The 19,771-nt window shown below is 64.5% G+C and carries 18 protein-coding genes; 11 read left to right on the forward strand and 7 right to left on the reverse strand.

Features of this window, described 5'->3' with window-relative positions:
• The 5 genes from PLAV_RS01485 to mutL all read left to right on the forward strand — a co-directional run bounded on the left by PLAV_RS01485 (position 1) and on the right by mutL (position 6,734).
• Positions 1 to 603, forward strand: a complete 603-nt coding sequence (locus PLAV_RS01485; RefSeq protein WP_011995203.1) for a DUF3035 domain-containing protein — start codon at positions 1 to 3, stop codon at positions 601 to 603.
• 110 nt (positions 604 to 713) lie between these two features.
• Entirely contained in the window at positions 714 to 2,084 is a 1,371-nt protein-coding gene (locus PLAV_RS01490; RefSeq protein WP_011995204.1) for a M16 family metallopeptidase, read from the forward strand.
• Entirely contained in the window at positions 2,081 to 3,475 is a 1,395-nt protein-coding gene (locus PLAV_RS01495) for a M16 family metallopeptidase (protein ID WP_011995205.1), read from the forward strand. The genes PLAV_RS01490 and PLAV_RS01495 overlap by 4 nt, the downstream gene beginning before the upstream one ends.
• Before the next feature lie 108 nt (positions 3,476 to 3,583).
• Positions 3,584 to 4,918 carry a hypothetical protein gene (locus PLAV_RS01500; RefSeq protein WP_011995206.1) on the forward strand — a complete coding sequence of 445 codons (1,335 nt, stop codon included), beginning with the start codon at positions 3,584 to 3,586 and terminating at the stop codon, positions 4,916 to 4,918.
• 7 nt (positions 4,919 to 4,925) lie between these two features.
• On the forward strand, positions 4,926 to 6,734 hold the full coding sequence (gene mutL, locus PLAV_RS01505; RefSeq protein ID WP_011995207.1) for a DNA mismatch repair endonuclease MutL: 1,809 nt from the start codon (positions 4,926 to 4,928) through the stop codon (positions 6,732 to 6,734).
• Here the strand turns inward: mutL and PLAV_RS01510 are convergent.
• Positions 6,717 to 7,463 carry a pyrimidine 5'-nucleotidase gene (locus PLAV_RS01510; protein WP_011995208.1) on the reverse strand — a complete coding sequence of 249 codons (747 nt, stop codon included), beginning with the start codon at positions 7,461 to 7,463 and terminating at the stop codon, positions 6,717 to 6,719. The two genes, mutL and PLAV_RS01510, sit on opposite strands and share 18 nt — an antisense overlap.
• 142 nt (positions 7,464 to 7,605) lie before the next feature.
• On the opposite strand from PLAV_RS01510, the gene PLAV_RS01515 reads away from it, so the two are divergent.
• Positions 7,606 to 8,886, forward strand: a complete 1,281-nt coding sequence (locus PLAV_RS01515; protein ID WP_041535792.1) for a DUF2336 domain-containing protein — start codon at positions 7,606 to 7,608, stop codon at positions 8,884 to 8,886.
• Here PLAV_RS01515 and PLAV_RS01520 read toward each other — a convergent pair.
• The 6 genes from PLAV_RS01520 to rpmH all read right to left on the reverse strand — a co-directional run bounded on the left by PLAV_RS01520 (position 8,883) and on the right by rpmH (position 14,044).
• Positions 8,883 to 9,884 (reverse strand): DUF1036 domain-containing protein, encoded by a 1,002-nt coding sequence (locus tag PLAV_RS01520; protein WP_011995210.1) that lies wholly within the window; start codon positions 9,882 to 9,884, stop codon positions 8,883 to 8,885. The genes PLAV_RS01515 and PLAV_RS01520 overlap by 4 nt on opposite strands.
• Before the next feature lie 81 nt (positions 9,885 to 9,965).
• Positions 9,966 to 10,880, reverse strand: a complete 915-nt coding sequence (gene argB, locus PLAV_RS01525) for an acetylglutamate kinase (RefSeq protein WP_011995211.1) — start codon at positions 10,878 to 10,880, stop codon at positions 9,966 to 9,968.
• 40 nt (positions 10,881 to 10,920) lie between these two features.
• Positions 10,921 to 11,628 carry a ribosome biogenesis GTP-binding protein YihA/YsxC gene (gene yihA / locus PLAV_RS01530; protein WP_011995212.1) on the reverse strand — a complete coding sequence of 236 codons (708 nt, stop codon included), beginning with the start codon at positions 11,626 to 11,628 and terminating at the stop codon, positions 10,921 to 10,923.
• A gap of 4 nt (positions 11,629 to 11,632) precedes the next feature.
• Positions 11,633 to 13,462, reverse strand: coding sequence for a membrane protein insertase YidC (gene yidC / locus PLAV_RS01535; protein WP_011995213.1), 1,830 nt, complete (start codon positions 13,460 to 13,462; stop codon positions 11,633 to 11,635).
• Positions 13,455 to 13,859 (reverse strand): ribonuclease P protein component, encoded by a 405-nt coding sequence (gene rnpA / locus PLAV_RS01540; RefSeq protein WP_011995214.1) that lies wholly within the window; start codon positions 13,857 to 13,859, stop codon positions 13,455 to 13,457. The genes yidC and rnpA overlap by 8 nt, the downstream gene beginning before the upstream one ends.
• A 50-nt stretch (positions 13,860 to 13,909) precedes the next feature.
• Positions 13,910 to 14,044, reverse strand: a complete 135-nt coding sequence (gene rpmH / locus PLAV_RS01545) for a 50S ribosomal protein L34 (protein WP_011995215.1) — start codon at positions 14,042 to 14,044, stop codon at positions 13,910 to 13,912.
• A 408-nt stretch (positions 14,045 to 14,452) separates the two neighbouring features.
• Here rpmH and PLAV_RS01550 point away from each other — a divergent pair, with 408 nt between their 5' ends.
• From PLAV_RS01550 to otsB, 5 genes are read left to right on the forward strand one after another with little or no spacing between them, the layout of a single operon-like run.
• A complete protein-coding gene (locus tag PLAV_RS01550; protein ID WP_168713163.1) occupies positions 14,453 to 15,199 on the forward strand; it encodes a DUF547 domain-containing protein in 747 nt (248 codons plus the stop codon).
• On the forward strand, positions 15,196 to 15,936 hold the full coding sequence (locus tag PLAV_RS19570; protein ID WP_011995217.1) for a TVP38/TMEM64 family protein: 741 nt from the start codon (positions 15,196 to 15,198) through the stop codon (positions 15,934 to 15,936). The genes PLAV_RS01550 and PLAV_RS19570 overlap by 4 nt, the downstream gene beginning before the upstream one ends.
• A 42-nt stretch (positions 15,937 to 15,978) precedes the next feature.
• Positions 15,979 to 17,403 carry a dihydrolipoyl dehydrogenase family protein gene (locus PLAV_RS19575; protein WP_011995218.1) on the forward strand — a complete coding sequence of 475 codons (1,425 nt, stop codon included), beginning with the start codon at positions 15,979 to 15,981 and terminating at the stop codon, positions 17,401 to 17,403.
• A 40-nt stretch (positions 17,404 to 17,443) separates the two neighbouring features.
• On the forward strand, positions 17,444 to 18,958 hold the full coding sequence (locus PLAV_RS01565) for a sensor histidine kinase (RefSeq protein ID WP_011995219.1): 1,515 nt from the start codon (positions 17,444 to 17,446) through the stop codon (positions 18,956 to 18,958).
• Positions 18,959 to 18,992: 34 nt separating this feature from the next.
• On the forward strand, positions 18,993 to 19,754 hold the full coding sequence (gene otsB / locus PLAV_RS01570; RefSeq protein ID WP_011995220.1) for a trehalose-phosphatase: 762 nt from the start codon (positions 18,993 to 18,995) through the stop codon (positions 19,752 to 19,754).
• Positions 19,755 to 19,771: the final 17 nt, after the last annotated feature.

A 19,771-nucleotide genomic window follows, 5' to 3' on the forward strand; every position in this document is an offset into this window, starting at 1 on the left:
GTGAACATCGAAGCGAATATCTCCCGGGTCGCAGGCTGGGGCGCGAAAGCCGGGCTTTTTGCGGCCCTCTCGGTCTCGCTCGCTGCCTGCGGCGGCGAAAGCCTCCGGGACACGCTCGGTTATGGCAAATCCGCACCGGACGAATTCGCCATCGTCACCAAGGCGCCGCTGGTCATTCCGCCCGATTATTCGCTGCGCCCGCCGCAGCCCGGCGCCCCCCGGCCGCAGGAAATGGAAATTCAGCCGAGCATCGGCGCGCAGCGCGCCCTGATGGGCGATGCCTCCGTGGCCTCTTCCGGCAGCAGCACGCTTTCGGCCGGCGAACAGGCCCTGCTCAGCCAGAGCGGCGGCGCCGAAGCCGATCCGCGCATCCGCCAGGTCGTGAACGCCGAAACGCGCTCGCTGGTGGAAGAGGACAAGACCTTCGTGGACAACGTCATCTTCTGGAAGCAGCCGGGCACGCCGCCCGACGAGCGCCTCGTCAACCCGACGGAAGAGACCCAGCGCATCCAGCAGAACGAAGCCGAGGGAAAGCCCGTGACCGAGGGCGAGACCCCGACCGTGAAACAGAAGAAAGAAGGCTGGTTCTCCGGCATCTTCTGAGCCGGACCAAGCCGACATGAGGGCCGGCGGCGTAACAACCGCCGGCCTCATTTCGCGGGAAGCCTGACGGCGCTCTCGCCCCGCGCGCCTTTCTCCCCCGGAGGGAAGATTTGTTCCGTTCCCGCGCTCTCGTCGCCCTGCCTTTCGCCCTCTTGATCCTTGCCGTCGGCCTCGGCCTGCTGTTCGGCCGCGGCGGCGAGACGCTCACGCCCGCGCCCGTGCCGGAAAGTTTCACGCTTTCCAACGGCATGAACGTCCTCGTGATCGAGGATCACCGCGCCCCCGTCGTCACCCATATGGTCTGGTACAAGATCGGCGCGGCCGACGAGACGCCGGGCAAGACCGGCATCGCGCATTTTCTTGAACATCTGATGTTCAAGGGCACCGAAAAGATCGCGCCCGGCCAGTTCTCGCGCATCGTGGCGCGGAATGGCGGCCAGGATAATGCCTTCACCAGCTACGACTTCACCGCCTATTTCCAGGTGATCGCGAAAGACCGCCTGCCGCTCGTCATGAAGATGGAGGCGGACCGCATGATCAATCTGCAGCTCACCGACGCCGAAGTGCTGCCGGAGCGCGACGTGGTGCTGGAAGAGCAGCGGATGCGGATCGAAAACAACCCGGTAGCGATGCTGCAATCCGAAATGAACGCGGCGCTTTATGGCGACCATCCTTTCGGCCGCGACATCATCGGTTACAAGGAAGAAATCGCCGCGCTCGGCACGGCGGACGCGCTTGAATTCTATGAACGCTTCTATACGCCGGGAAACGCCACGCTGATCGTTGCGGGCGACATCACCGCGGAAGAGTTGCGGCCGCTGGCGGAAGAATATTACGGCCCCATCGCCGAGCGCGCGCCGGTGTTTCACCGCGAGCGCCCCGCTGTCGTCTGGCCGGAGGAGAGCAAGCGCATCGTCCGGCAGGATGAGCGCGTGCGCGAACCGACATGGCTGCGCTTCTATCCGGCGCCGAGCTATTCGGCCGCCGAAGGCCGCGATACGGCCGCCTTCGACGTGCTTGCGGAAATTCTCGGCGGCGGCACGACAAGCCGCCTCTACCGTTCCGTCGTTGTGCGGCAGGGCCTCGCGGCCGGTATCCAGAGCTGGTACGAGGGCAGCCGCCTCGACGCAGGCAAGTTCGGCCTCTATGCGTTGCCGCGCGTCGGCGGCGACCTGGCCGAAGTGGAGAGCGCCATCGAAGCGGAAGTCGCATTGCTGCTCGACAAGGGCGTGAGCGACGACGAGCTCGAACGCGCCAAGACAGTGATCGTGGCGAGCACCGTCTATGCGCGCGACAGCCAGCGCAGCATGGCCTACAGCTATGGCGAAGGGCTGATGACGGGGCTGAGCGTCGAAGAGATTCACGAATGGCCGGAACTTGTGCGCAAGGTCACGAAAGACGATGTGATCGACGCGGCGAAGATCATCTTCACAGGCACTCCCTCCATTACCGGGGAATTGCTGCCGGAGGACCGGCCATGACCCGGACTTCTTTTGCAAAGCCCGCCATGCTGGCGGTTTTCATCCTGCTGCTGCGGGCCCTGCCCGCCAGCGCGATGGACATCGAACGGGTGGTGAGCCCCGGCGGCATCGAGGCCTGGCTGGTGGAGGAAAATTCCGTACCCATCATAGTGATGAACGTCGCCTGGCGCGGCGGCGCCGCGACCGACCCCGCCGACAAGGCCGGTCTTGCCAACATGGTGTCCGGCCTTCTCGACGAAGGCGCGGCGGGGCTCTCCTCGGAAGAATTCCAGCGCCGCATGGACGAGACGGCGACGCAGATCTCCTTTTCGGCCGATGGCGACTATTTCAGCGGCACGCTGAAGGCGCTGACCGACAAGAGGGACGAGGCATTCAATCTGTTCTCGATGGCGGTTTCGGCGCCGCGCTTCGACGGCGAGGCGGTGGAGCGCATCCGCGCGCAGATAGACACCATCGTGGCGCGCAACCGGGAAACGCCGGGCTGGCTTGCGAGCGACGCCTGGTACAAGGCGGCGCTGGGCAGCCACCCCTATGCGCAGAACACGGAAGGCACGCCGGAAACGATTGCCGCCATCACGCGCGAAGACCTGCTGGCCTTCACAGGCAATGTGCTTGCGCGCGACAATCTGAAGATTGCCGTTGTCGGGCCCATCTCGCCCGGCGAACTCGGACGGCTGCTCGACAAGACCTTCGGCACGCTGCCCGCCGAGGCGTCACTTCCCGAGATTCCCGACGCGACGATCGACGCAAAGGGGGAGGTGATCGTTACGGTGCGGAATTATCCGCAAAGCGTGGTGCTGTTCGGCCTTCAGGGCATGCCGCGGGACGACGAGGACTTCATTCCCGCCTTCGTGATGAACCACATTCTCGGCGGCGGCAGCTTCTCCTCCCGCTTGATGGAAGAGGTGCGCGAAAAGCGCGGCCTCGCCTATTCCGTCGGCACCTATCTCAATCCGATGGAGCATGCCTCCATGCTGATGGGCGAGGTGGGCACCAAGAACGAGCGCGTCGGCGAGACGCTCGCGATCATCCGCGATGAAATGAAACGGATGCGCGAGAAGGGCGTGACGGAAGAAGAGCTGAATGACGCCAAGACCTATCTGACCGGCTCCTATCCGTTGCGCTTCACATCGAACGCCTCGATTGCGGGACAGCTTCTCGGCATCCAGCTGGAAGATCTCGGCATCGATTATGTGGACCGGCGCAACGCATTGATCGAAGCGGTGACGCGGGAAGACATCGAGCGGGTGGCGCAGCGCCTGCTCCATCCGGGCAACCTGCTCGTTTCGGTGGTGGGGCAACCCAATCTCTCGCCCAAGCCGGAAGGCCTGCCGCCGACCGACGACATGGCGCCGAAGCCTTCGACGCACCCCTCCGAGGGGCTTCACTGACCATAAGGCCGGAACCGCCAAGGCTGGCCGCGCGTTTTCGTTCTTGTTACGGTTTCTCGCTGCCCCGATTCCGGCGGGCAGGGGTTTTTCCTCAGGTGGATTTCGCACATGGCCGATATTGCGCTGCCCTATAGCCAATCGCTCGACAACTGCTTTTCCGACGCGATCGGCGAAGGCGGGCTGACGAAGAAAGCCTATGACGCCGCGCTTGGCGAGGCGGAGAAGGCACTCGACTGGCTGCGCGCCGCCTACAAGAGCGGCGACCTGCCGCTGCTGCGCGTGCCGGAAAGGACCGACGACATCGCCCGCATCGAAGAGGTGGGCGAGGGGCTGCTCGACAACACGACCGATATTTTCATTTTCGGCATTGGCGGCTCGGCACTCGGCGCGCAGGCGCTGGCGCAGCTTAAAGGCTGGGGCACACAGGCGAACATCCAGAAGGGTGTGCGCATTCACATTCCCGACAATCTCGACCCCGTGACGATGGATGCGGTGTTTTCCAATGCCGACCTGCGGACGACGCGCTTTCTGGTCGTCTCGAAATCGGGCGGCACCGTGGAGCCCGCGATCCAGACGCTCTCGGCCATGAGCGCGCTCGAAAAGGCGGGCGGCGGGAAATACATGAAGCAGCATTTCGCGGTGCTGACCGAACCGGCGAAGAACGGCAAGCCGAACCCGATGCGGGCGCTCGCCGAAGCCCATGGCTTTCCGACGCTGGAGCACGATCCGGGCGTCGGCGGGCGCTATGCGGTGCTGACCAATGTCGGCCTGCTGCCGGCTTATCTGCTCGGCCTCGATGTGGCGGCGGTGCGGGCGGGCGCGGCGGCGGCGCTGAAGCCGGTGCTGAAAGGCGCGCCGGCGAAGGACGTGGCGCCTGCGGCGGGCGCGGCGCTTTCGGTCGCCATGGCGCGCGAGAAGGGCGCGGCGATGTCCGTTTTCCTCGCCTATGCCGACCGGCTGGAACGCTTTCTCGCCTGGCATTGCCAGCTCTGGGCCGAAAGCCTCGGCAAGGACGGGCAGGGCACAACGCCGGTGAAGGCGCTCGGCCCTGTCGACCAGCACAGCCAGTTGCAGCTTTGGCTGGCGGGCCCGCGCGACAAGCTTTTCACGGTTTTCATGACGGAAGCGAAGGGCAAGGGCCCCGAGGCGCTGGAAAGCATTGCGGGTGCGAGCGAATTCGCCTTTCTCGGCGGCCGCAAGGTGGGCGACCTCGTCGATGCGGAGCAGCGCGCGACCGCCGATACGCTGGTGAAAAACGGCAGGCCGGTGAGAATTTTCTCGCTGAAGGAGCTGAACGAGGAGACGCTGGGCGCGCTCTTCATGCATTTCATGCTCGAAACCATCATCGCGGGCCGCATTCTCGGCGTCGATCCTTTTGACCAGCCGGCGGTGGAAGAGGGTAAGATACTGGCGAAGAAGTATCTGGCGGAAACGAAAGCCTGACCCTGACATGAGCCGTATCCGGCGCCTGAGCGAAGGGACGATCAACCGCATCGCCGCCGGCGAAGTGGTGGAACGTCCCGCAAGCGCGGTGAAAGAGCTCGTCGAGAACGCGCTCGATGCGGGCGCGCGCCATATCGACATCGTGATCGATGGCGGCGGCCGCGACCTCATCCGTGTCACCGATGACGGTATCGGCATGAACGCGGAGGAACTTGCGCTCGCCGTCGAGCGCCACGCGACCTCGAAACTCCGCATCGATGCGGGCGGACAGGAGGATCTTCACGACATCGCGACGCTCGGCTTTCGCGGCGAGGCGCTGCCCTCGATCGGCGCGGTGGCGAGGCTCTCGATCGTCAGCCGCACGCGCGACGCCGACAGCGCCGAACGGATCTCGGTGGAAGGCGGCCGCGTGACAGACGTCGAGCCTGCCTCCGGCCGGGCGGGTACGCAGATCGAAGTGCGGGATCTCTTCTATGCAACGCCCGCGCGCCTGAAATTCATGAAGAGCGAGCGCGCCGAAACGCTGGCGGTGTCGGATGTGGTGAAGCGGCTCGCCATGGCGCATCCAGAAGTCGGCTTCACGCTGACAAGCGCGGAGCGGAACCTGCTGCGGCTTGAACCGGAACTGCCGGGCGATGCCGGACGGCTGATGCGGCTCGGCGCCATCATGGGCCGCGACTTCGCGGAGAACGCCATCGCCATCGACGCCATGCGCGAGGAGATAGGGCTCGCCGGTTTTGCAGGACTGCCGACCTATAATCGCGGTACGGCGCAGATGCAGTATCTCTTCGTCAATGGCAGGCCCGTGCGCGACAAGCTGCTGGTCGGCGCGGTGCGCGGCGCCTATGCGGATTTCCTTGCCCGCGACCGGCACCCGGCGGTGGCGCTTTTTGTCACCATCGATCCGCGCGATGTCGATGTGAATGTGCACCCGGCCAAGGCGGAGGTCCGCTTTCGCGATGCGGGGCTCGTGCGCGGGCTGATCGTCGGCGCGTTGAAGCGGGCGCTTGCGGAGGCAGGACACCGCGCCTCGACAACGGTGGCGGGCGCGACGCTCGATGCGCTGCGGCCGGAAATGGCGGCGGCATCGCCTGCCTATACGGGCACATGGCGGCCCGAGCCGCGGCCGGGCTTTGCCGAAGAACGCGGGGCCTGGCAGGGCGCCTTCGCGGGCCTCGCCGCGCAATCGGCCCGTGTCGAGCCGCTGCCGGAAAGCGGCGCGGAGACGGCGGCGGGCTTCGCGCTCGGCGTCGCGCGCGGGCAATTGCATGAAACCTATGTGATTGCCCAGACGGCGGACGGCATCGTCATTGTCGACCAGCACGCGGCGCATGAACGCCTCGTCTATGAGCGGATGAAAAAGGCGATGGCGGCGCAGGGCGTGTCGCGGCAGATGCTACTCATTCCCGAAGTGGTGGAGCTGGACGAGGCGGAGGCCGAGCGCCTGGCCGCACGCGTGGGCGAACTTGCCGAACTCGGCTTTGTGCTCGAAGCCTTCGGCACGGGCGCGGTGGTTGTGCGCGAGGTGCCGTCGATCTTCGGCAAGCTCGACGTGCAGGCGCTGGTGCGCGACCTCGCAGACGACCTCACCGAACTCGACGAGGCCTTGTCGCTGAAGGAAAAGCTGGAGGAAGTCTGCGGCACCATCGCCTGCCACGGCTCGGTCCGCGCGGGGCGGCGGCTGACGGCGGAGGAGATGAACGCGCTCCTGCGCGAGATGGAGGCGACGCCCCATTCCGGCCAGTGCAATCACGGCCGCCCGACCTATGTCGAACTGAAGCTCTCCGATATCGAGCGGCTATTCGGCCGGCGCTGACGGCGCGATCCCTTTCAGGAAGTCGGCGAGATTGTCCGTCACGTGATGGACATGCGGCCCGTCCGCGCCCTCATGCGACAATTGCTGATGGCGCTCCGGCCCCGGCAGGCCGGGCCTCACCCAGACCGTGGTCATGCCGAGCGCATGGGGCACTTCGAGATTGCGCGCGATATCCTCGAACATGGCGGCGCGCGCGGGCTCGATGCCCGTGGCCTCGATCAGGCATTCATAGGCGCGAAGCCGCGGCTTCGGCTCATACTGCGCCGTCACGATGTCGAATATGCCGTCGAAGACATGACCGATGCCGAGCTGGCGCACGACATTTTCCGCATGTGCGACCGAGCCGTTGGTGAAGACGATCTTCCGCCCCGGCAGCCGCGCGATCGCCTCGCCGAGACCGGCATCGGCCATCACCGCCGAGACGTCGATGTCATGCACGAAATCGAGAAACTCCTTCGGCTCCATGCCGTGAACCGCCATCAGGCCGGACAGCGTGGTGCCGTGCTCGATGTAGAAATCCTTCTGGATGCGCCGTGCCTCGACCGGATCGACGCCCAGATAGCGCGCGATGAAGGCCGTCATCCGCTCGTCGACCTGGGCAAAGAGATCGCAGGCGGGCGGATAAAGCGTGTTGTCGAGGTCGAAGATCCAGCTGTCGATATGGGAAAACCCGCGTGGCGCGGCGGGTTTTGCTGAAGGTTCGGCGGGGAATGAAGTCTTTGTCGGCATGTTTCATATGTGCCCTGCGGGCGCGCATCTGACAAGCCCGGGCGGTTGCATCAAAACCCTCTTCCGGGATTAAGCGAGTGTTAACGGCATGGCTCCGAAACTGGTCTCCGCGTTCCTTTTACCGCCCTTCCACGGATCAGCCATGGCGCCCGGTCTGCTGTCGAGACTGTTCGGCCGGCGAAAGCTCCCTCCGGAGCTTCGCTATGAAGACGCGCGCCAGGTGCTCGAAAGCCATCAGAGCGCGATGAAGCGCGAACTGGCGGGCCGCGCCGACGCGCCCCCGGAGGCGCTCTACTATCTGGCCTGCGACGACGATTTGAAGGTGCGGAGCCTGGTGGCGGCGAACCCCGCGGCACCGGCCCAGGCAAACGAGTTGCTGCGCACCGATGGCGACGCCGAAGTGCGCGAGGAACTGGCGCGGAAAATCGCGCGGCTGATGCCCGACATGCCGGCGACGGAGCGGAGCGCCCTGCAGCAGCGCACGGTGGCACTTCTCGACCGGCTTGCCGAGGATGAGTTGCCGCGCGTGCGCGCGATCATCTCGTATGAACTGGCGCATTGCCCGACGATTTCCCGCAGGCTCGCGCGGCGCCTCGCCGACGATGTTGAAATCGCGGTTTGCGGGCCGATGCTCAAATACTCACCCCTGCTCTCCGATGAGGACCTGATCGAAATCATCGCGACGAGCCGCGTCGAAGGCGCGGTCGAGGCAATCGCGCAGCGGGAAAACCTCAGCATGCGCGTTTCGGATGCGGTGGTGGCAACCCTCGATATACCCGCCGTCGCGCAACTGCTCGCCAATCCGAGCGCCGAGATACGCGAGGAGACGCTGGAAAGCGTGATCGCGCGCGCCGCCGGCATCGAAGCCTGGCACCGCCCGCTGGTGATGCGCACGGAACTGTCGCTGCGTGCCGTGCGCCGCATCGCGACTTTCGTGTCCCGTTCGCTGATCGACGAATTGGCGAACCGCCATGCGCTTGACGAGGAAATATCGCTCTGGCTGAAGCTGCGTGCCAAGGCCGCGATCGACAGGGACACCGAAGGCGCCGAACCGCAGGTCGCACGCGACACTATCCGCGAGGCATATGATGCAGGCCGCCTCGGGGACGAGCAGGTGGTCGAGGCCGCCACCATGTCGCAAAAGCCATCGGTGGTGCTGGCGCTGTCGCTGCTCTCGGGCGTGCCGTCCGCCAGCATCGAGGCGGTCATCGCCGCCCAGAGCGGCGGCGGGATTACCGCCTTGTGCTGGACGGCAGGTCTGTCCATGCGCACCGCGCTTGCCATCCAGACCTATATTGCACATGTGCCCCGGGAAACTGTCGTGCTGCCGCGAGACGGTATCGACTATCCGATGGACGAAGCCGAGATGCGCTGGCACCTGCAATATTTCGGCATCGAGATGGCGCGCCGCAGGCAACGCTAGTCGAGATCGACGGAAAGCCGGGCCGCGCCGCCGGTGTCGATCCGCATGAAGCCGCGCTGATCGAAACCGCGTGAGGCGCAGCGGTCTCGCCCCCTGATTTCAAACCGGGTCGCCTTGGTGCAGAAATTTTCCGTGCCGCCCCAGATCATGGGTTCGCCGTTCCGCCGCGCGACCGCGCCCGTCTCGTCGATGGCTTCGGCATAGGCGAAATAGGTGTCGCCCGAGAGCTTGCCCTTGATCGACTTGCGGCAGGTGCCGGGTTCGATGCGTATCCAGCCGCTCGACATGTCGTCGCCGCTGTCGAGGTAGCCGACGGCGGCCCAGACCAGTTCCTCCGTCTTGTTGCAGAAGCTGAGGCCGACTTTTTCGTGCTCCGCCAGCGCCCTCTCGACCAGCCGCCCGATCAGCGCCTCGTCGATGCGGCCGGTGACGGGTGCATTCACCGAACGCTGGAAAGCCTCGACGGCGCGGAGCGTGTTGCGGGCGGCGATACCGTCGATCCTGGTGAGCGGGAAACCGATATCCTTCAATAGCCGCTGCGCGCCTGCGATGCGTGCCTGCTCACCGGTGTAGTCGCTCGCTTCGGAGAAAGTCGTCGTCCATTCCTTGCCGGGCTTGGTCGCTACCTGCAGGAAATCGGCGGAGTCGTAGCCTCGCATCGCGCATTGCTCGCGGCCTTCAACGGCGAATTCGTCTTCGACGATGCAGAAGCGTTCATTGCCGGAAAAATATTTGACGCTGCCGAGATGCGCGTCGATCGTGCGCGCGTAGACGTAATATTTCTGCTCGACGATATCGCCCTCGAGCATGACGCCGCATTCGCCGGGCTGCACGCGGAGCCAGCCACTGCTTGTGGCTGCAGCGCCGGCTTCGACGGCAATGGCGCCGTCGAGCACATAGCTCGTCTTGTTGCAGAAGCGGTAATCGGCATGGGCCGGCGCGGAAAACGCGAGACATGCAAAAAGGACGGCAGCGGCGATCTGCAGGCTCTTTCTCATGCGTCTGGCCGCCCCCCGATCCGGCCAAGTGAACCATAGCCCGGGGGGACGCATGAAAAAACCTTTGAAATCGTTGTCCGTCTACTTCTGGATCAGCGTGCCCGCGCCCAGCTCCGTAAAGAGTTCGAGCAGGACAGCGTGACGCACACGGCCGTCGAGAATGACCACCGCCTCGACGCCGCCCTCGACGGATTCGATGCAGGTTTCGAGCTTGGGGATCATGCCGCCCGAAATCGTGCCATCCTTCATCAGCGCCTTCGCTTCGGCGACGGTGAGCGCCTCGATGAGCTTGCCATCCTTGCCGAGAACGCCCGTCACATCCGTGAGGAGGAGGAGGCGCGCGGCACCCATTGCGGCTGCGATGGCGCCTGCGACCGTATCTGCATTGATGTTGTAGGTATGTCCGTCGCGCGAGACGCCGACGGGAGCGATGACCGGGATGATGTCGGACTTCTGGATGACGTCGAGGATCTCCGGATTGATCTTTTCCGGCTCTCCGACGAAGCCGAGATCGAGGAGCTTCTCGATATTCGATTCCGGGTCGTGAACTTTCTGATGCACCTTGCGGGCGACGACGAGGTTGCCGTCCTTGCCGCAAAGGCCGACGGCCCGTCCGCCCGCCTGGTTGAGCTGCGCCACGATCTGCTTGTTGATGGAACCCGCAAGTACCATCTCGACGATCTCGACCGTTGCCTTGTCGGTGATGCGGAGCCCGCCGGAAAATTCGCTCTTGATGCCGAGCCGGTTCAGCATCGCGCCGATCTGCGGCCCGCCGCCATGGACGACGATGGGATTGAGCCCGGCCTGTTTCAGCAACACGATGTCGCGCGCGAATTCGGCGCCGAGTTCCTCGTCGCCCATCGCGTGGCCGCCATACTTCACGACGACGGTGCGCTTGTCGTAACGCTGCATGAAGGGCAGCGCCTCGGAGAGTATCCGCGCCCGTTCGAGCCTCGAATCGTCCTGGGGCTTCGCGCCCTTATCGGTATCCGGCATGAGCTTTCGATCGCCTCCGCTTTCCGCCAGCCGCTGAATTCTATTCCGCCCGCTTATACCCCAGCGCCGCCGGATCGGCCAGCGAGGCGATCTCGGCGCGCAGCTCGGCAATGCCGGTGCCTTTCTCGCTCGAGGTGGCGACGATCCGGGGATGGGCGGCGACGTGGCGGCGGATGCCGGCACGGACTTCATCGAGCCGGGTTTCGAGCTCGCCCGCCTTCAGCTTGTCGATCTTGGTGAGGACGATCTGGTAGGAAACGGCCGCCTCGTCGAGCAGCGTCATGACCGAATGGTCGTTATCCTTCAGCCCGTGGCGCGCATCGATCAGCACGAGCACGCGCCTGAGCGGCACGCGGCCGCGCAGATAGGCCATGATGAGATCTGTCCACTGATCGACCCGCGTCCTCGTTTCGCGCGCATAGCCATAGCCCGGTAGGTCGACCAGCATGATCGCGGGATTGCCGGAGGTGCCGAGCGCGAAGAAGTTGAGTTCCTTGGTGCGGCCGGGCGTGTTCGACGTGCGCGCCAGCGTCTTGCGGCCGGTAAGCGCATTGATGAGGCTCGACTTGCCGACATTGGAGCGGCCCGCGAAGGCGACTTCCGTGATCGTCGTCGAGGGCAACCCGTCCATCGCCACGACGCCGCGAACGAAGTCGCAAGCCTGCGCGAAGAGCCAGCGGCCCGCCTCGACATTCAGCGTATCGCTGTCCGTATCGGGGGCCTTGCCGCCGGGCGCCTCATCCGCCATCGGATCAGGATTTCGGCTTGTTGCCGGAGAAGACACCGGCGAGCTTTTCGAGACCGAGATTGGAGAAGATTTCGATCTTCACACCCTGCCGCTTCATGATGACGCCCTGCTGGATCACCGACAGCGTGTTGTTCCACGCCCAGTAGATCACGAGACCGGCTGGGAAGCTCGCCAGCATGAAAGTGAAGATGACCGGCATCCAGGTGAAAATCTGTGCCTGGATCGGATCGGCCGGCAGCGGGTTCATGCGCTGCTGCACGAACATGGTGAAGCCCATGATGAGCGGCCAGATGCCGATCATCAGCATCGAGGGCGGATCCCACGGGATCAGTCCGAACAGGTTGAAGATCGAGGTCGGGTCCGGCGCGGAAAGATCGTTGATCCAGCCGAAGAAAGGCGCGTGGCGCATTTCGATGGTGACGAACAGAACCTTGTAGAGCGCGAAGAAGACGGGGATCTGGATCAGGACGGGAAGGCAGCCGGCAAGCGGGTTCACCTTCTCCTTCTTGTAGAGCTCCATGATCTCCTGCTGCTGCTTCAACTTGTCGTCCTTGTAGCGCTCGCGCAGCTTTTCCATTTCCGGCTGCAGCTTCTTCATCTTGCTCATGGCCACATAGGACTTGTTGGCGAGCGGATAGAAGACGAGCTTGATGAGCACGGTGATGACGAGAATGGCGATGCCGAAATTGCCGACATGCAGCGCAATGAAGTGCAGCGCGTCGAACATCGGCTGCGTCAGGAACCAGAACCAGCCCCAGTCGATCAGCAGGCTGAACTTGTAGATACCGGCGTCGCGGTAGCTGTCGATGACGGTGCTGACCTTTGCGCCCGCGAAAAGCCGGTTGTTGAGCGTGATGCTTCCGCCGGCCGGCACGGTCTGTGCGCCATAACGGAAATCGGCCTGGTAGTTCACGATCGCGGGATCGGGATGCTCGCTGAAATTCGCGACGAAGTTCAGGCCCGATTGCGGCACAAGGGCTGCGGCCCAGTATTTGTCGGTGATGCCGAGCCAGCCTTCGGTGTCCGTTACCTGTACGGGATCGTCTTCCTCGGCATCGTCATAGGTGATCGCCTTTTCGCCGACGCTCGGAAACTCGCCGATGAAGCCTTCATGCAGAATGAAGAAGGAGCTGCCCGCCGGGCGCCCGGTGCGCGAGATGAGGCCGTAGGGATAGAGCGTCACTTCGTTGGCCGAAAGATTCTCGATCCGGTCGGTGACGGTGAAGAGGAAATGCTCGTCGAGCGCGATCTCGCGGTGGAAGACGAGGCCCTGGCCATTGTCCCAGCGCAGCGTCACCGGCGTCTGCGGCGTCAGCCGGTCGCCCGCTTCGAGCTCCCATTCGGTGGCCGATGTCGGCAGGTTGATATTGGCGCCGGGGGCGGCGATGAAACCGAACTCGGAAAAATAGGGCCGCTCGGTCCGCACCGGCGAGAAGAGTTCGACTTCCGGGCTCTCCGGGTCGACGGTCACATTGTATTTGAGAAGTTTCAGGTCGTCGAAACGCGCGCCGCGCAGCGAAACCGATCCCTGAAGTTCTTCGGAAAGGATCGGAACGCGCGCGCTCTGGGCCAGGGCTTCGTCGCGGGCAACCGCGCCGGAAGCTGCAACGCCGGGCGCGCGTGTTGCCGGGGCATCGACGCTGGGGAGACGCGCATCGCCGGGAGCGGAAGGTGCGGCGCCGGGTGCCGGCTCCGCCGTTCCGTTATCGGCCGCAAGCTGCTCCTGCCTGGCGCGCTCCGCCTCCATCTGCGGTTCGATGAAGAAATACTGCCAGCCGATAAAGACGAGGACCGACAGGAAGATGGCGATGATGAAGTTGCGGTTGTCACCCATGTGGATCGTCTTTCGGAGATGCAGGCTTTGGGGCGGCGGAGGAAGCGCGCGTGCCGCCGCCGTTTTTGGCGTGAATGGTGCGCAGCGCAAGGCGCAAATCGTCGAGAAGATCGGACCAGCGCCGCGTGAGAGTGGCCTGCCGTCCGATCAGGACGTAGTCGTATCCGTCTTTTGCGGCGAGTGGAAGGATTTCGGCTGCTGCTGCGCGCAAGCGCCGCTTCGCCCGGTTGCGGACAACCGACGAGCCGACCTTGCGGGTGACGGTGAAGCCGACACGGGGAGGGGCGATGTCGCCGCGCTCATTCGCTTGCAGCACGAGGCCGCGCTCGGCGCGCTTGGATGCGCGGGCGGCGGCGAGAAAGTCGCGGCGTTTGCGTAGGCGCTCGATCTGGCTCATCGCGGCCAAGCTCCGATGCGCGTCCGCTGGTAATGCCACGACGTTTGATGTCAGGCGGAAAGCCGCTTGCGTCCCTTGGAACGGCGCGCGGCGAGAACCTTGCGGCCGCCCACGGTCTGGGTGCGCGCGCGGAAGCCATGGCGGCGCTTGCGGACGAGTTTGCTCGGTTGGTAAGTCCGTTTCACGTCTCTTCTCCGGCGGTCTGGGCCGAGCCCGCTACCTGCCAGTCCGCTGGCCGGTGGGGCTCCGGGCGGGTCTGGAACCGCCTCGTCTGTGCCAATAAAAACAAGAGCCGCAGGCGTTGCCACCCGACGGCTGTCTGGCGGGGTGTATAAGCGATAAGACCCGCGGAAGTCAACGGTGACGGGGCATTTCCCGCTTCCTTCACCGGGCCTGAATTTGTCTCACAAATGAGTGATACCCCCTGTCGCTGCCGCCGCTTATGCGTAATGTCACGGCCGGACGAGGAAGATGGGCTGAACCGCGTGAAACAGGGCCATAACAGGGTAAATTACATGAGGCGGAGTGGCCTGAAGGCGGGCCCGGCACTCATTGTATCCGCTTTGTTCCTGTTCTGCATAGCGGGGACGCCCTTGAAGGCGGAACAAGCGACTATGCCGAACCATGGCGAGTGGGGCCGATTGCTGGACCTCTATCTGACGGAAGGCGAGGGCGGTGCGCCCAACCGGGTCGATTACGGCGCGCTGAAGGCCAATGCGGCGGATCATGCGGCGCTCAAGGCCTATATCGCCGCGCTGGAGCAGGTGGAGCCGGAGAGCCTGCCGCGCGACGAGCGCTTCGCCTATTGGGTCAATCTCTATAATGCGCTGACCGTCGACGTGGTGACGGATCATTATCCCGTCGCCTCGATCCGCGACATCTCGATTTCGCCCGGCCTCTTCTCCAAGGGCCCCTGGGGCAAGAAGCTCGTGACCGTGGCGGGCCGTGAACTGTCGCTCGACGATATCGAGCACGGCATCCTCCGGCAGGAATTCGGAGACCGGCGCGTCCATTACGCCGTGAACTGCGCCTCATGGGGCTGCCCCGACCTCGCGCCCCGGCCCTATACGGGCGCCGGGCTCGAAGAGATGCTTGAGGGCGCGGCGCGGGGCTTCATCAACAGTCCGCGCGGCGCCCGGATCGAGGATGGCGGCCTCATCGCCTCCAGCATTTTCGATTGGTACCGCAAGGATTTCGGCGGCTCGGAAGCGGGCGTCCTCGCCGAAATCCGCAAATATGCCGATGCGGCGCTGAGCGCCGGACTGGAAAACATCGGCGCCGTGTCGTCTTATCGCTACGACTGGTCGCTCAACGACGCGAACCGCGAGGAACCGCAATGACCGAAACCGATCCCTCCGCCGGCCGGTTTTCGGCACGCCGCCTCCTGCCGCTCATCGTGCTGGCGGCGGGGCTTGGAGCGTTTTTCGCGCTCGGCCTCCACCGCTACCTGACGCTCGACACGCTGCGGGACAACCGCCAGGCGCTGTCCGATTGGGTGGCCGCCAACTGGCTGCTCGCGGCGCTGGCCTATGTGCTCGCCTATATCGCCATTGTTGCCTTCTCGCTTCCCGCCGCTCTTGTCGCCACGCTGACAGGCGGCTTCCTGTTCGGCACGGTGTTCGGCGGTCTGCTGACGGTTGTCGGCGCCACCATCGGCGCGACTTTGCTCTTCCTCGCCGCCCGCACCGCCCTTGGCGACATGTTGCGCGCGAAAGCGGGGCCGAAGCTCCGCAAGCTGGAGGAGGGCTTCGGTGAGAACGCTTTCAGTTACATGCTGGTGCTGCGCCTCGTACCGCTCTTTCCGTTTTTCCTCGTCAATCTCGCGCCCGCCTTTCTCGGCGTGCCGCTTCGCACCTATGTCGTGGCAACCTTTCTCGGCATCCTGCCCGGCACCTTCGTCTATGCGAGCCTTGGCAATGGGCTCGGCGCAATCTTCGACGCGGGGCGCGACCCCGATCTCGGCCTGATTTTCCAGCCGCAGGTGATCGGGCCCATTCTCGCCCTCGCGCTGCTGGCACTTGTGCCTGTTGTCTATCGCCGCTTCTCCGGGAAGGCCCGGACAGGCGCGGCGGAATAAATCATCCCCGCCAGCGGCGGCGGGACATTCTCGAGAGGGCTCATGGCCAAACGGATCAAGGCTGACATCTGTGTCATCGGCGCGGGCTCGGGCGGCCTCTCTGTCGCGGCGGGCGCCGCGCAGATGGGCGCACGCACGGTGCTGATCGAACGCGACGCGATGGGCGGCGACTGCCTCAATACCGGTTGCGTGCCATCGAAGGCGCTGCTCGCCGCCGCGAAACAGGCCTATGGCATGGGCGCGGGCGAACCCTTCGGCATCGCGCCGGCAAAGGCGCAGGTCGATTTCGGCAAGGTGCAGGATCACGTTCACAGCGTCATCGCCGCCATCGCGCCAAACGATTCCGTGGCCCGCTTCGAGGCGCTAGGCGTCACCGTGATCAAGGATCATGGCCGCTTCAGGGACGCGAGCACAGTGATCGCCGGCAATGCGGAAATCACCGCCCGGCGCTTCGTCGTCGCCACCGGCTCGCGCGCCGCCGTGCCGCCGATCCCCGGCCTCGACAAGGTGCCGTTCTATACAAACGAAAATCTCTTCGAGAACCGCGATTGTCCGAGCCATCTCATCATTGTCGGCGGCGGCCCCATCGGAATGGAAATGGCTCAGGCGCATTGCCGTCTCGGCGCACGCGTGACGGTGCTGGAGGGACAGCGCGCCTTCACCCGCGACGACCCGGAACTCTCCGCCATCGTCATCGACCGGCTTCGCCGCGACGGCGTCGAAATTCTTGAAGGCGTGAAGGTGTTGAGCGTGTCGGGCGAAGCGGGAAAGATTTCCGTCACCATCGAGGACAAGGACGAGACGCGAACCATCGAGGGTTCGCACATCCTTATTGCGACCGGCCGCCGCGCCAATGTCGAAGGGCTCGATCTTGAAAAGGCGGGCATCGAATATGACGCACGCGGGCTGAAGCTCGACGACCGGTTGCGCACGACGAACAAGCGCGTCTTCGGCGTGGGCGATGTCGCCGGCGGATTGCAGTTCACCCATGTTGCGGGCTATCACGCCGGCATCGTCATCCGCAACGCGCTCTTCCGCGTGCCCGCGCGCGCCGACCACAGCGCGGTGCCATGGGTGACCTTCACCGATCCCGAGCTTGCCCATGTCGGCGAGACCGAAGCCTCGGCGCGCGACCGCAACATGAAGATCAACGTGCTGCGCTGGCATCTCGGCGAAAACGACCGCGCCCAGGCCGAGCGGCAGACCGAAGGCGTCATCAAAGTCATCACCGATACCCATGCCCGCGTCCTTGGCGCGACGATTGTGGGGCCGCATGCGGGCGAACTGATCCTGCCCTGGGTGCTGGCGAAGTCGCAGGCCCTCAAACTGAGCGCCATGGCGAGCGTGATCGCGCCTTACCCGACGCTCTCCGAGATCAGCAAGCGCGTGGCGGGCAGCTACTACACGCCGACGCTGTTCAGCCCGAAGACGCGGATGCTTGTGCGCTTTCTCGGCCTCTTCGGTTAAGATCGCCCCGGAGCCCCATGTTTCGGAGAGCGGCCGGATAATGAGAGCAACGGCGGAAGGCGAATGCAGGATCGGGGAGGGCTGGTGGCGGCGCCTCTCGCGGCCGCTGCGCGGCTCGCTCTCGCGCCGTCTCCTCGTGCTCACGATCCTTTTCGTCATGCTGGCCGAAGTGCTGATCTTCGTACCGTCGGTTGCGAACTTCCGGTTGAACTGGCTCGATCAGCGGCTGGCGGCGGCGCAGATCGCCTCTCTCGCGCTCGAGGCGCGGCCCGACAACATGGTCTCGCCTGCGCTCCGCGAGGAACTGCTGAAGAATGCGCAAGTCTATGCCGTGGCGCTCCGCCGCGACGACGCCCGCCGCCTGGTGCTGAGCGAGGATATGCCGCCCATGGTCGACACGAGCTTCGACCTTCGCGATGCCATGGCGATGCGGCTCGTTATGGATGCGTTCGAAACGCTGCTGGCCGGCGACGGGCGGATCGTCCTGGTGACCGGCAACCCGCATTTCGGCGCGGGCGAGTCCATAGAAATCGTTCTCGACGAGACGCCGCTTCGCCGCGCCATGCTCCGCTACAGCAAGAATATTTTTCTGCTTTCATTCGTCATCTCGATCATCACGGCGAGCCTCGTCTTCGTCGTCCTTCATTTCGTGCTTGTCCGGCCGATGCGTCGCATCACCGAAAACATGGTTGCCTTCCGCGACAATCCGGAAGATGCGCGGCGTGTCATGGCGCCGTCCTTGCGCGCCGACGAGATCGGCGTTGCCGAACGCGAACTGTCGGTGATGCAAAAGGAAATCAGGGCGACATTGAGCCAGAAGGCGCATCTCGCCTCGCTCGGCGTTGCAGTCAGCAAGATCAACCATGATTTGCGGAACATTCTTGCCAGCGCCCAGCTCATTTCGGACCGCCTCGGCGCGGTGGACGATCCGACCGTGCAGCATCTGGCGCCACGCCTCTTTGCTTCCATAGACCGCGCAATCGATCTTTGCACCAATTCGCTGAAGTTCGGGCGGGCGGAGGAAACGGCGCCGCAGCGCCGCCGCATCCCGCTCGCTTCTTTCGCCGACGAAGTGGCGGAAGCCGCCTGGCCGGACCATGAGCTTGTGCGCTGGGTGAACGACGTGCCCGCCGATCTCGAAGTGGATGCGGATCCCGATCAATTGTTTCGCATCCTGCTCAATCTCACGCGCAACGCGGCACAGGCGCTGACCGATGGCCAGGCGGGGCATGCGCGCGGCGGCGAGATGCGCATCGCCGCCCACCGCGCTGCCGATCACATCCATATCGACTTGTCGGACACCGGCCCCGGCCTGCCCGCCAAGGCACGCGAACATCTTTTCGAGCCTTTCTCGGGCGGCACGCGCGCGGATGGCACCGGACTTGGCCTTGCTATCGCTGCGGAACTTGCGCGCATGCATGGCGGGCACATAGAACTCTTGAAAAGCGATGCGTCGGGAACGACCTTTCGCATCTGCATTCCGGATGATGCCGGAACACCTCACGAATGCGCCGAGGCCGAAGGTCTTGCCGCCGCATTCCCGCAGCGAAATTGATGCGCATCCGCGCAGCGGAATTAATGGAAGTGGAATGGATTCGATGAAGGAAGACGGGCTGCCCTTGCCCGCCCCCCAACCCGGCTGGGCCCTGTTTCTCGATTTTGACGGTACGTTGACGGAGCTGGCTCCCTCGCCGGATGCCGTCGTTGTCGATCCGGCCATGCCGCAGGTTCTCGCCGGTCTTCTCGAAGGTCTTGGCGGTGCTGTCGCCGTCGTTTCCGGCCGCAGCCTTGCGGAGGTCGACCGGCTGCTGGGCGTTGTCCTTCCGGGCGCCGGTGTGCATGGGCTTGAACTGCGGACGCATCGCGACGCCGAAATCCGGCCCCCCGCCGAGGCGGAGGGGATTGCCGTAATCGCAAGTGTGCTCACGCCACTCGTCGAGGCCGATCCGCGGCTTATCCTGGAAACAAAGCCGGGTGCCGTCGCGCTTCACTACCGCCGCGCGCCTGAACGCGAAAAGGAGTGCCGTGCCGCCATGAAAGCGGCAGTCGCAGGCACGACCGGTATCCATGTGATCGACGGCAAGATGGTACTGGAGGCCAAGCCCGACCATGTGAACAAGGGCTATGCTATCGAAAATCTGATGCAGGTCCCGCCTTTTGCAGGCCGGGTGCCGGTCTTCGCGGGCGATGATCGCACCGATGAGGACGGCTTCGGGGTCGTCAGGGCGCTGAAAGGCGTTACGATAAAGATCGGGCCGGGACTTTCCCGTGCCGAATACCGGGTGGCTTCGGTCGAAGCCTTCATTGATTGGTTGAAAGAGGTGGCGTCGGTGTTGTCGGACACCGGCTGAGTTTTTGAGACAGAAGA

It is taken from the genome of Parvibaculum lavamentivorans DS-1 (assembly GCF_000017565.1).
Lineage (GTDB): Bacteria > Pseudomonadota > Alphaproteobacteria > Parvibaculales > Parvibaculaceae > Parvibaculum > Parvibaculum lavamentivorans.